Source organism: Microcystis sp. M53602_WE12 (assembly GCF_030065455.1).
GTDB classification, from domain to species: Bacteria; Cyanobacteriota; Cyanobacteriia; order Cyanobacteriales; family Microcystaceae; genus Microcystis; species Microcystis aeruginosa.
This window is the reverse complement of record NZ_JASJFB010000190.1, coordinates 1-12,575: the sequence shown is the minus strand read 5'-3', so window position 1 is coordinate 12,575 and position 12,575 is coordinate 1. Positions and strand designations below refer to the sequence as shown.

The following is a 12,575-nucleotide window of genomic DNA, read 5'->3' as shown; positions in this document are numbered from 1 at the left end:
GAAACCGAAACGTAAAATCCCGACGCTTTTTGGATAATTCGAGCTTGTTTAGGCTCGAACCCAGACGGGTATTCTCTAGATGGCCGTATTCTAATTTTTCCTAATTGTGGAAAATTCAAACATCCATCCCCTAGAAAGTTTTTTGACAGCGCAGGGAAAACAAAACTTCGCATCTTTTTCTTAAATCTAGGAAAGCCGAAGCCTTTCGATTTTATCTGGTCAAAAGCTTTATCTACAGTTTTTAAGACTTGCTGTAAAACTTGAGCGTTAACCGTCTTTAATATCGCAGAGAATTTTTTAGCTTCCGTTAGATTTTTAGCTTGAACGAAGTAATTTGGATAGGGTTCATCCGCAGGAATTATGTACTCGGAAACTAACGAACAGCGATCCGCAAGACACTTTCGAGAGTTTAACCAATCTTTCCGTTCCGAGAGCGCGTAATTATAAACGCTTTTGGCAACATTAAGAATGTGGATGATCTCCCGTTCCTGTTGTCTGTTTACCTTTAGTTTGTACTGGTAGGTAAGCGTTATCACTGTCGTTCGTTTCGTGATGTAAAATTAGATTATAACACTTACCATCTAATATGTCAACTGATTACAATCATGGATTTCGCTCTGTTTATAGACTTACCGCTCACGTCGTATTCGTCATCAAATACCGGCCATTGCTATTAACGATGAAATCTTAGCCCGACTTAAAGAAATCTTTGTGTCAACGCTCACGAAATGGGAAAGCGTGTTGCTTGATTTCAACGGTGAATCAGATTACGTTCACCGGATTATTGATGACAAACCTGACATCGCTTTATCCAAATTAATCGCTAACCTTAAAACAGTTAGTAGTCGCTTAATTAGAAAGGAATTTCCGAATTTGGCGGCCAAGTATTTCGACAATAAACCTTATTTTTGGACGGGAGCTTATTTCGTGGCTAGTTGTGGCGGAGTTAAGTACCTAAGCAAAATTAATTACACATTTCGATCAAGCTTTTGCCTTTTGCCTCTTGCCTTTTGCCTATCCTAACCAAGAAATTAATTTTGCACGACTACTTACTGTCGAACAACTAAAAAAATACGTCGAGAACCAAAACTCCCCAAAAGTGGAAACGCTACCGCGTTAGTTTCATTCTGGTCGCGATTCATCTCCCGTTAACTGCGTAGCGGTTTAACGGGATTCCTCTCGCGACCTTGAGATAGAACTAGGGGGCAACCGCTTATTCTTAAGATTAGCCGAATCTCCCCCAATCCCTTTGCTGTTGCCAGAGTGCCTCGTCTCAACAAGCAATTTAAATGCGCGGGAGGTTCACCTGATCAGCCTTTCTCTCTCAAATCTTAAGGCCGATGCGTTTCATTTTTGAATTGGCGTAATGACGGCTGGAACGGTCGTGGCTGCTAATTTGCCGATCGCATCAATGATTCCCAAAGAAAAAGCATAACCCTGGGGACAGGGTAATTCATCACTGGAAAGAGGTAGTGAATCCCCTACGGTTGATAATAATGGCGGTTCTGTCGTCGTTTGGATGCTTTCACAATAGCTAACTCTCGTGACATAATTGGAGGGGGTTTTCCGAAAATTAGGAATACTGAAAGTTCCATAATCTGTCGGGTCTTTAGGTTGCCAATTTTGTTGGCGTTTGGTATCGGCATCTGACATTTTACCCCCCCATAAAACCGCTACATAACCATAACTATCACTTTGGCGAGGAATCGCGGCTATTTGCACTCCATGATTATTAATAACTTGTACCTCAAAATAATGGCTGGGTAGGGCAATTAATCCTGAGAGTTTTTCAAGAAATTTTCCCTTGTCTAAATAGGATGTATTTTGTACATTAACATAAATAGATAATAATTTAATTACTTCTAAATTGCTGGGGCGAATAATCGGTTGAGTTGGTGAGGTGGGTGGTTCAATCTTTGATGATTCTTGGGTGGTTTTGAACCCATAAAACAGGGCTATCAAAGCAGCAATTGCACTGCCAAACCACAAATAATTACCATAGACATTTTTCGCTTTGCGAGGCTGATTGAGGTCTTTTAATGCCGCTGAAGCTGATGTATAGCGGTTACTTAGACCTGGCGCAATTAGACCATCTAAAACTTCCGCTAATTGAGAACTAACCGTATTTTCCCCAAGCCAGTCTCGCCATACCCAATTATTATCACCATCCACTAAATTAAACGGTGATGTATTAGTTAATAAATAAATACAGGTTACACCTAAACTATAGAGGTCACTAGCAAAAACCGCTTTTCCTCGTAATTGTTCTGGGGCGACAAATTCCGCAGTTCCGATGCTAGTTCCCGTTTTAGCCAGGTTAGTTCCCGTGTGGAGTTTAGTCGCCCCAAAATCTACTAAAAAGAGACGTTTATCGCTTGTTCTACGGATAATATTAGCGGGTTTAACATCCCGATGAATTAGGTTTTTAGCGTGTAGATATTGTAAAATCGGTAAAATTTGATTGAGTATATCTCGGATTTGGCTTTCTCCAAATACCCCCCTTGCTGCTAATTCTTGTTCTAAGGTTTCTCCTGGAATGAACTCTTGGATAAGATACTGTTGTTCATCTATATAAAAATATGCCAAAAATTTGGGGATTTGGGGATGGTTAAGCACCTGTAACCTTTGGGCTTCTCGACGGAAGAGGCCAGAGGATACCTGAGCATCATTAGTCCTATGGGGGGAAAATTGTTTAATCGCACAGGGAGGGTGATTAGTTTCGCTTTCATCTATACCTAAATAGGTGATACCAAACCCCCCAGACCCAATTTCTCTCAATCCTCGATAGCGATCGCCTAACTTTAATGACTGACCGCAGCGTTCACAGGATACAATATCTTTAGGGTTTTCGTGGCGACAGGTGGGATTAAAACAAAGACTCATAGTTTTTCCCCAGGACATAGTTATCGCTTAACTCTAACACAGATGCTGAGACTATGAGACCATCAACTGTTGATGATTATTACTGAACTTCCCCGTTGACAAAAGGCCATAACATCTGCTGTAGGAGGGATTAAGAGTATTCAAACCAATCGTCCCCAAGTCCTCCAATAAAGTCCGAAAACTAGGCCCAGGAAAGTTCTCTTAATTCCTTTTGGACATAATCTTAGGTTTTATGGCTAGAATTGTCTCTTGTCTTTTTCTCTTCCTGTCTCCTCACCTAAGGGAAGATTTTTGATTTTTTCAGGATCTATATTAATCTTTCAGCAATTGTAAGCGATAACGATACAAAGCCACAGGACGATTCGGCGCTTGGAAATAATCAGGCGATTGGGGGGAAAGATAAATGGCTGTCACCTGATCGCCTAGAATTTTATTAGGAGATAATAACTGATAGGCGGTGGTGGTTTCCACCTCATTAAGATAAGTATTGGTTTCTCCCTGGAAAATTTGTTGACTAATTTCTGTGGCAATAAATTGATTTCGGCTAGGAGTTTCGCTATTTCTGGCAATTACCGTGGAAATTAGTTGATGAGCGCCCCGTAAAAAGGTAATCTGACGATTGGGATTATTGGGGTCAGTTTTTACCGATAATACCGATTGACTACCCAAATAGGCGCGACTAATTGCTAAACCATTAAAGGATCGATCGGCCACAATTGATGGTTTACTGATAATGGTGGATAAAAAGGCAGCATTTATCGGTCTGGACATAGCTTTCTCAATGAATCTCACTGGAAACTCGATCGATTGTTCTAGGTAACGACGATTACTTTCAAAACCAGGTGTGATAATCTGGGGAGCAAGAGGAGCGGTTAAATCGATCAGAGTACTGGTGACAGTCCAATTGCCTACCATCCAATCGGGATAAACTAAATCTCCGCTGGCAAAACTAACCACCGGTTTAGTCATCCAGCGAGGATAATTAGTTAAGCGATCGCTTAAATTTCCTGCCATAGACAATTTTAAATGGTTACTACAGCCTAGAATCAATACTAACAAGAACAAAATTATCCTTTGCATGGGTAAAAATATTTTTTAAGAAATATTCTTTAATTATGAACGATTTGATCAACTCCCAAGCCTTTAATCTCGATTCGGCAGTAATTCCCATCGCACCCACTGGTTTTAAATCGGGTTTTATTGGTATTATTGGTCGTCCTAATGTGGGCAAATCCACCCTGATGAATCAATTAGTGGGACAAAAAATCGCCATTACTTCTCCCATCGCTCAAACTACCCGCAACCGTTTACGCGGCATTGTCACCAGCGAGCGCGCCCAGATGATTTTTGTCGATACCCCCGGCATTCACAAGCCCCATCACGAATTAGGCAAAGTTTTAGTTAAAAATGCTGAAAACGCCATAAATTCTGTAGATTTAGTTTTATTTGTTGTCGATAGTAGCAATTTTTTGGGTAGTGGCGATCGCTATATCGCCGATTTACTGACTAAAAACCAAACTCCCACGATTTTAGGGCTAAATAAAGCCGATCAGCAACCGGAAGACCGGGAGCCTATCGACGATAGTTATCGCACCTTAGCGGCGGAAAATAACTGGTCTCTACTCAAATTTTCGGCACTGGAGGGGACGGGAATCGAAGAATTGCAAAATCTGTTAATTGATTCCCTCGAAGTCGGTCCCTATTACTATCCCCCCGATTTAGTCACCGATCAGCCGGAAAGGTTTATTATGGGCGAATTAATCCGCGAACAGATTTTACTGCAAACCCGTCAGGAAATTCCCCATTCTGTGGCGGTGGTGATTGAACGCGTCGAGGAAACTCCCGCTTTAACCAAGGTTTTTGCCGCCATTAACGTGGAACGAGCTTCCCAAAAAGGGATCGTCATCGGTAAAAATGGCAGTATGTTAAAAGCGATCGGCTCTTCCGCTCGATCGGCTATTCAAAAGTTAATCGCCGGGGAGGTATATTTAAAATTATTTGTGAAGGTAGAACCGAAATGGCGACAATCTCGCTCACTTTTAGCAGAATTTGGCTATCGCACCGAGGAGTGAATTGGGGTGTAGGGTGTGGGGTGTAGGGTGTGGGGTGTGGGGTGTGGGGTGTGGGGTGTGGGGGGTGGGGAAAAGGAAGAATAAATAAAAATAATCTCCTGAAGACTGAAGACTGATAATTTTCATTTTTGTAGTAGAATGGAGAGCCACTAATAACCGATTTCTGGAATAATGGCCGATATTAAAACCCTAATTAAACAGGTACACCAAGAGGCAAAAAAAGAGGATTTTCCCATCGATACCCTAATTTACCAAGAGGCCAAAAAAGACCCCTTTGAACCAGTTTTGTATGCTGGTAATCTGGCTAGTCAGTTATGCTTTTTTGGCCGGGATTTAGGACGAGATGAAGTGTATGCAGGACAACCTTTGATCGGGGCTGCCGGCAGAATGGTGAGAGAGGGATTTTTTCAAGCTTGGCAGGGGAGAAAATCCCACGATCGTCAAGAGCTATTATCGGTGTGCGATCGAATTTTCCTAACTAATACAGTTCCCTACAAACCCCCGGGTAATAAAGCTTATTCTGGGGAAGTGAAAGATCGTTTCCGTCCATTTATAGAAAAACTGCTCGTTTTTTATTGGCAAGGTGATCATATCATTCCTCTTGGCACGGAAGCTTTTAAATGGTTTGAACCCTACGGTAAACCCAAAGAAGTAGATAAATTCTATCTTGATAAAGAACGCTTTACCAAAAAACTCCTAGTTACCCTTACCGCTACCGATGAACAGGGATTAAAACAGCAAAAAAAAGTGACTTTATTGCCTCTACCCCATCCCTCTCCTCTCAATCAAAGATACTATGCCCTTTTTCCTGATTTATTACAAAAAAGATTAACTGAATTTGCCTTTTAACCGATGAGAATTTACGGCAATCGTCCCATAAAAACCCTAGCAGGACAATTAACCCGTCCGACGACAGCAAGGGTGCGAGAAGCTTTATTTAATATCTGGCAACAGAAATTATCCGGCTGTCGTTGGTTGGATCTTTGTGCGGGTAATGGTTCGATGGGTGCGGAAGCTTTATGTCGAGGTGCGAGTCTAGTAATCGGAATTGAACAATCAGGACGCGCTGGCGAAATTATCAAGGAAAATTGGCGCAATTTAGCAACTTCTCACCAGCAATTCCAAGTAATTCGGGGAGATGTACTGACAAAGTTAGCCACTTTAGCGGAGAAAAGTTTTGATTTAATTTATTTTGACCCTCCCTACGAAAGCGGGTTATATTTACCGGTATTAACTGCCATCTCTCAATCTAATTTATTAGATTCTCTGGGGGAAATTGCCGTGGAACACAATCCCAAATCTTGGCAAGCAATTAATCTAGAAGGTTTAACCATTTGTCGTCAAAAACGCTACGGCAATACTACGTTAACTTTTTATCAAAAAGCAGTTATCTCCTGACCACTGACTTGAAAGAGGGTGTAGGGTGTGGGGTGTGGGGTGTGGGGTGTGGGGTGTGGGGTGTGGGGGGAGAATAAATAAAAGCAATCTTCTAACTCCTGACGACCGGCTCCTGACTCCTGCCGAAAATGGTCAATTTTATTGGGCAGTCCAGAAAAAATTATTATTTCTCAACAAAATCACATAATTTGTCACTTTTCTTGACAATCATCCTGAGTAAAGCGAGAAACTTTCTGGCAACCGCAGTTAATCGCCCCCTGTTTAAGCTGTTTAAACAAAAATCAGAGCTTATTTCGATAAAATTCGCAGTAAATAGGCTATAGCCTCCTAAAACACTTAAATCCCTTCTCCTCGTCCTTTTTTTGACCTAAAACTACACCGAAGTTTCCTGACACAGCAGCTTAACCATCTCCCCTTAACCCTTGCTGCTCCCCAGAATATCACCTATTTTTTGTATAAATTTATACCCGACTATTTTTGTCGGGTATATTTGACACCAAGATTTTGCCGGTGATAGGATGTGTGTAGATTCAGTTGACGGCAAGACAGGAAAATCATGACCCTAGCGACAAACATCGAAACCTCAAAATTCATCCCCACCTTTACCCGCTTGGTTTCTAAGGAAGGAGGGACCTCCTACCCCCTGAAAGCGCTGAATATCTGCGAAGAAACCTTTGCCCCCCTAGAAGTGGACTACGATTACGACCTCATCCGTCGCACCGTTACCAGAGAAAGCATTCAAGCAGGTCCCAATTCCATCTGGCGCTATCGTTCCTTTTTGCCGGTGGAAAGTGAAAATCCTATCGATGTGGGTACGGGTATGACTCCCCTAGTTAAATCCCACCGTTTAGCCCGGCGCTTGGGTCTAAAAAATCTCTACATTAAAAATGATGCCGTCAATATGCCCACTCTCAGCTTCAAAGATAGAGTGGTATCCGTCGCCCTTACCAGGGCCAAAGAATTAGGTTTTACTACCGTTTCCTGTGCTAGTACGGGAAATCTGGCCAATTCCACCGCCGCTATTGCCGCTCACGCTGGTTTAGACTGTTGTGTTTTCATTCCCTCCGATTTAGAAGCGGGTAAAATTCTCGGCACCCTAATCTATAATCCCACGGTCATGGCGGTTAAAGGCAATTACGATCAGGTTAACCGTCTCTGTTCCGAAGTGGGCAATACCTACGGTTGGGGTTTTGTCAACATCAATCTGCGTCCCTACTATTCCGAAGGTTCCAAAACTTTAGGCTTTGAAGTGGCTGAACAATTAGGCTGGAAACTACCCGACCATATTGTCGCACCTTTAGCCAGTGGTTCCCTCTTTACCAAGATTTATAAAGGCTTCCAAGAATTCATTAAAGTCGGTTTGGTGGCAGATAAACCAGTGCGTTTTAGTGGCGCTCAAGCGGAAGGTTGTTCCCCCATTGCCCAAGCTTTCAAGGAAGGACGGGATTTTGTCGCCCCAGTTAAACCCAATACTATCGCCAAATCGATCGCTATTGGTAATCCCGCCGATGGTGTTTATGCCCTTGATATTGCCCGTAAAACTGGCGGTAATATTGAATCCGTCACCGATGCCGAAATTATCGAAGGTATTAAACTTTTGGCAGAAACGGAGGGCATTTTCACGGAAACTGCGGGCGGTACGACTATCGCTGTCTTGAAAAAATTAGTAGAAGCGGGTAAAATCGACCCCGAAGAAACCACGGTCGTTTATATCACCGGTAATGGTCTAAAAACCCAAGAAGCGGTACAGGGTTATATCGGTGAACCCCTGTTAATCGAACCGAAATTAGAAAGCTTTGAACGGGCCTTGGAACGTTCCCGCACCCTCGAACGCCTCGAATGGCAACAGGTTCTCGTCTAGAATTGATACTAAGGGATGATGGGGTGATTATCCTCTTGCCCCATCTCCACAAGCAATTTAAATTCGCGGACAGCTTACTGTCCTTTCCACTTTTTCCTTGATATCTATGGCTGTAAAAGTTCTCATTCCTACTCCCCTGCAAAAATTTACAGAAAATAACGCTACCATCGAGTGTAGTGCTAGTAGTGTCGGTGGTTTAATCGAATCCTTAGAAGCAAGTTTCCCCGGTATTAAGGCCCGCTTATGCGATGAAGAGGGCGCACCCCGGCGCTTTTTAAATTTCTACGTCAACAGCGAAGATATTCGCTTCCTCGATGGGACAAAAACCCCCTTAAAAGATGGCGATGAAGTCAGTATCGTTCCTGCGGTAGCTGGAGGTTAACCCCCCTATAAGTTTGTTTTCCGTCAATTGTAATTAGACCCCTAGAAAGTGATGTTTTCTGGGGGCTTTTGTTCAGGTAAGTTCTAAGCTGCCCGCGCATTTAAATTGCCTTTTGTCTCTCCTGATATGTAACCTATACTCAACGGATTTAGTAAGTAGGGAGGCAGAATTATTTGTAGGATGGGTTAGCGGTAGCGTAACATGAGCGGGCGTTGGGTTTCATGCTTCAACCCGACCTACGTTCTACACTAGCTTATGACTGATGATCAATTGAAACAACTAATTGAGTCTAATGCCAAATCTATTGCGGTTTTATCCGATGCAATGGCAACTGAGCGATAGGCGATCGCAGCAGATAGAGAAGAACGACGAGCAGAACGTGGCCAGCTATATCAATACTTGGGCAGAATTGCGGCAGCCCAATCCAATTTTTACGAAGTTCAGGCCGATTATAGCGTTTTTCAGTCTGCTGAGGTACAAAAGTTATGGGTTTTAGGCACTCATGCAAGAGGCAAAAGGCAAAAGGGAAGAAAAATAGGTGTACCTCACTAGCTTAGGAAACGCTATATTATCATCAATTAGCAGTATTATCTGAGCGTAAAACTCGCACAGAAGAACAAATTGTTAAAATTTTAAAGCATTTATCTATTACTGAATAATGACGCAGAAATCACTTTTTTAAGGAGAGAATAAACAGTTTGGTAGGTTGGGTTGAGGCACGAAACCCAACGCCAGTTGCGTAAACACCAATCCAATAAATGTTATTCTAACTTGATGCAATACCGTAGAGCAAAAACACCTAAAGCCACTTATTTTTTTACAGTTGTGACATACAATCGTCACAGAATTTTGTGTGAACCTGAAAATGTGGATTGACTACGAAATGCTTTTAAATATGTTATGCGACAACATCATTTTAAGATTGATGCTATTGTCATTTTACCAGCTCCCATTCATGCTCTTTGGACATGGCCTGAAACGGATGCAGATTTTTCAACTCGTTGGCGATTAATTAAAAGTTATTTTAGCCGTCAATGTCATTCTCAATATCAGGGTAAAATTTCAACATCTCGACAACATAAAGGAGAAAAGGCTATTTGGCAACGTCGCTTTTGGGAGCATCAAGTTCGAGATGGTCGCCAAGGGCGCGCCTACGGCGATCGAGATTTTGTTAATCATCTCGAATACATCCATTATAATCCCGTGCATCATGGATTAGTAAACGCTCCGAAAGATTGGCAATATTCCAGTTTTCACCGTTAGGTTGAAGAAGGAATTTATAATCAGATGTGGGGAGCTTCAGAAAGGCTGATCTTTGATAGTGATATTGGTATGGAATAAAATGTAGAAGTGGAACCCAAAAAATTAAGGTAAGAAATAAGGGCAATGTTGGGTTTCATCTCTTATAATCCTTTCTGTTGCATAAGAAAAACCGAAGAACCATAAAATGTAGGTTGGATTGAACGAAGTGAAACCCAAAAAATTAAGGTCAGAAATAAAGGCAATGTTGGGTTTTGTCACTAATAGTTGGTATCGAATAAAATGTAGATTGGATTGAACGAAGTGAAACCCAAAAAATTAAGGTCAGAAATAAAGGCAATGTTGGGTTTCGTCACCTCAACCCAACCTACAAGATCAGCGATCGCACTTACATGATTGATGATTTTGGCGATAAGGCGATAAGTTCATGAAAATTAGAACAAGCGAGTTATCCAGAAAAATAGTCCTCGTAATCCTAAACCCGTGAAGCTAATTACACTCAAAACAAATAGGCTCTTTTCCAAAGGCGTTGATCCCGGTATTCCATCGATTATCATGTCTATTGTGCCTATTTCAGTACACCTATTGATAAGTCCTATCATTGACTCCCAACCGTTGACAGACCTATACTTATCTTTCCAGTCTATAGCTTCTATAATTTTCTCTCGATCAGTTCTGGGTAATTTTCCCCAGCCTGATTCACAGTAAGCATCTGGATGTGTTCCATAAGCAAATTTACGGAAGGAATCGGGATTAAGCTCTAATTCTCCAAAAGCATCAGGATTAGCGACTAATTTATCTTCTATTTTCTGTTGTAAAGCTTTACCTACTTCTTTGATAAATTGCTGTCCTTTTGCAGTAAGAGTAGGAGATGTATCCTTCACAAATATATTCAGATATTTATCTCCAAATCCTAAGTAATAATCTGGTGCTTCTTTGCCAGGATTTCTTTTAATGAAATCGTCGTAACGGAACTGGTAGTAATCTAGATTTCCTAAAGATTCGGGTGGATAAGGAGTCGGTTTATTAGAACCATAATCAGCGCAACTTGTTGAACTTGTTTCTTCAAAAATATCAATACAGTCAGGCATCACCCATCCTTGTAGTTTAGTATCTTGATCAAATACCAAATACCAAAGACGATCTGCTTCATCTTTACTCCAAGCAAACTTTCCTGTAGGTGGAATCCGAACAACGTCAATATAAGTACCTGATTTCAAACAATGAATAATCGTGGCATTTATTGATGGTTCCGCTCGAAAATTGACACAACTATTACCTCTTACTTTATGAGAAGAAGTTTCACCATCAATTTTTTGTGCTACAACTGGTACAATGACATTTATATTAAGATAAGCCGTTAACAAGCCTAACAGAATATTGAGATTAAAAATAGATACTTTAATCATTAATATAACTCTCCGATTCAAAAATTTAAATTTTCAGGGTTTTCATAAATTTACAGGATTATCAGCGCGTAAATTTTCAAGATATAATTTGATCGCTTCTGTGATGTTTGCGATTGCGTCCTCAAAAGAATCTCCTTGATTGCGATCGCTGATCTTTTGGGTTGGGTGAAGGAACGCGAAGCAACTACGAGAAATAATAACCTCATTGTCGAGTTACTGCAATCATTCTCTCTGAATGAAGTGTGATCGCCGAATTTCATCACCTCAACCCAAGCAACAAATCGGCGATTCAGCCATATCCTAGATAGGACTATTTGAACAACTCGATTTCCCCTGGTCGCCAAGTCTTGTCAAACCAAGGCTCAAGCGGGCCATAAAGCCGAAGAATCGTATTCCAACCCGTTTCAGGAATTGTTTGTACCCAATTATTCTCCTTGCCAGCAGGCGGTTTCGGCCCGAAATAGATATCCACAGAACCATCGGCATTAACCAAAAGCCCTTTAGTCTGACTACCGACACTGGGAAACTGTTGATCCTGCTGCATCTGCGATCGCGTCTGATTACTGTAAAGAATAACTGACCAGAATAGCAGCAAGGCAGGATGTGTTAGCGCAACGCACAACAACCACAAATTCACCATGATCAAAAGCAAAAAGGCGCGTTAAGTAACGCACCTGACTTTGGCTTGATCTATTCGGAGCTTTTTCCAATGGGTTACAATGCCAATAAATAGATAATCTACGAACTAAGAGCGTGCATGGACATAGAGACCAAGAACGATCTCATAGAAGAAATTCTCGCTGCATGGAAAGACCGAATCGGTGATGACTACTTGGGTTACAGGGGTCATGTCTATCGAATGTTCAATTTCTGTCTGGCACTCCATTCCTGCACCGAAGAAGAAAAGACCAAGTTGGCGATCGCCGCCTGCTTTCACGATCTAGGTCTTTGGTCGGCTCATACCGTGGACTACATCCCACCTTCGGTGTCTGAAGTAAAGAGGTACTTATCCGAAACTGGGCAACAGGAATGGTCTGAGGAAATTGGACTAATGGTCGAGATGCACCACAAGGTTCGCACCTACAAGACAGACCGCTATCCGCTGGTGGAACTCTTCAGAAGGGGCGATTTAGTTGATTTCTCCCTTGGTTTCTTTAAGTTCGGCATTCCTCCCGCCTATGTGAGCGAGGTCAAAAAGGCCATTCCAAATAAGTACCTAGGCAAAATTAATTACATACTCGCCTCCAAAATTGTCCAGCACTTTTTTAACGTAAGCGAGGAGGCTCTTTCGGTCTTTATAGGCGCTAAAT

Annotated in this window: 13 protein-coding genes and 1 pseudogene; 8 read left to right on the top strand and 6 right to left on the bottom strand. The window is 41.9% G+C overall.

What is annotated here, in order from left to right; all coding sequences use genetic code 11:
- Window positions 1-536 (bottom strand): RNA-guided endonuclease InsQ/TnpB family protein (locus PX482_RS07260; RefSeq protein ID WP_288122255.1); only part of this gene is annotated, 536 nt, incomplete at its 3' end.
- A gap of 175 nt (window positions 537-711) precedes the next feature.
- On the opposite strand from PX482_RS07260, the gene PX482_RS07255 reads away from it, so the two are divergent.
- Window positions 712-1,023 (top strand): transposase, encoded by a 312-nt coding sequence (locus tag PX482_RS07255; RefSeq protein WP_012265041.1) that lies wholly within the window; start codon window positions 712-714, stop codon window positions 1,021-1,023.
- Between the two features lie 324 nt (window positions 1,024-1,347).
- On the opposite strand, the gene PX482_RS07250 is transcribed toward PX482_RS07255, so the two are convergent.
- Complete coding sequence (locus PX482_RS07250; RefSeq protein WP_288026634.1) at window positions 1,348-2,883, bottom strand: serine/threonine-protein kinase; 1,536 nt, start codon at window positions 2,881-2,883, stop codon at window positions 1,348-1,350.
- A 312-nt stretch (window positions 2,884-3,195) separates the two neighbouring features.
- Entirely contained in the window at window positions 3,196-3,963 is a 768-nt protein-coding gene (locus PX482_RS07245; protein ID WP_002757894.1) for a DUF6816 family protein, read from the bottom strand.
- Window positions 3,964-3,998: 35 nt separating this feature from the next.
- Between PX482_RS07245 and era the strand changes: the two genes are divergently transcribed.
- Window positions 3,999-4,955, top strand: a complete 957-nt coding sequence (era, locus tag PX482_RS07240; protein WP_002757895.1) for a GTPase Era — start codon at window positions 3,999-4,001, stop codon at window positions 4,953-4,955.
- On the opposite strand, the gene PX482_RS07235 is transcribed toward era, so the two are convergent.
- Window positions 4,923-5,081 carry a hypothetical protein gene (locus PX482_RS07235; protein WP_288122254.1) on the bottom strand — a complete coding sequence of 53 codons (159 nt, stop codon included), beginning with the start codon at window positions 5,079-5,081 and terminating at the stop codon, window positions 4,923-4,925. The genes era and PX482_RS07235 overlap by 33 nt on opposite strands.
- Window positions 5,082-5,126: 45 nt before the next feature.
- Here PX482_RS07235 and PX482_RS07230 point away from each other — a divergent pair, with 45 nt between their 5' ends.
- The 5 genes and pseudogenes from PX482_RS07230 (at window position 5,127) to PX482_RS28055 (ending at window position 9,937) form a co-directional block, all read left to right on the top strand.
- A complete protein-coding gene (locus tag PX482_RS07230; protein ID WP_002757896.1) occupies window positions 5,127-5,804 on the top strand; it encodes a uracil-DNA glycosylase family protein in 678 nt (225 codons plus the stop codon).
- Between the two features lie 3 nt (window positions 5,805-5,807).
- Entirely contained in the window at window positions 5,808-6,353 is a 546-nt protein-coding gene (rsmD, locus tag PX482_RS07225) for a 16S rRNA (guanine(966)-N(2))-methyltransferase RsmD (protein ID WP_002757898.1), read from the top strand.
- 556 nt (window positions 6,354-6,909) lie between these two features.
- Window positions 6,910-8,214, top strand: coding sequence for a threonine synthase (gene thrC, locus PX482_RS07220; protein WP_002757901.1), 1,305 nt, complete (start codon window positions 6,910-6,912; stop codon window positions 8,212-8,214).
- A 106-nt stretch (window positions 8,215-8,320) separates the two neighbouring features.
- Entirely contained in the window at window positions 8,321-8,596 is a 276-nt protein-coding gene (locus PX482_RS07215; protein WP_002757903.1) for a MoaD/ThiS family protein, read from the top strand.
- Window positions 8,597-9,370: 774 nt separating this feature from the next.
- Window positions 9,371-9,937, top strand: a pseudogene (locus tag PX482_RS28055) (REP-associated tyrosine transposase).
- Window positions 9,938-10,290: 353 nt separating this feature from the next.
- On the opposite strand, the gene PX482_RS07205 reads toward PX482_RS28055, so the two are convergent.
- Window positions 10,291-11,265, bottom strand: a complete 975-nt coding sequence (locus PX482_RS07205; RefSeq protein WP_002757908.1) for an SH3 domain-containing protein — start codon at window positions 11,263-11,265, stop codon at window positions 10,291-10,293.
- Window positions 11,266-11,575: 310 nt separating this feature from the next.
- Window positions 11,576-11,905 (bottom strand): DUF1214 domain-containing protein, encoded by a 330-nt coding sequence (locus tag PX482_RS07200; protein ID WP_002757910.1) that lies wholly within the window; start codon window positions 11,903-11,905, stop codon window positions 11,576-11,578.
- 117 nt (window positions 11,906-12,022) lie between these two features.
- Between PX482_RS07200 and PX482_RS07195 the strand changes: the two genes are divergently transcribed.
- Window positions 12,023-12,575: hypothetical protein (locus tag PX482_RS07195; protein ID WP_288122256.1), on the top strand; the 553-nt coding region annotated here is incomplete at its 3' end.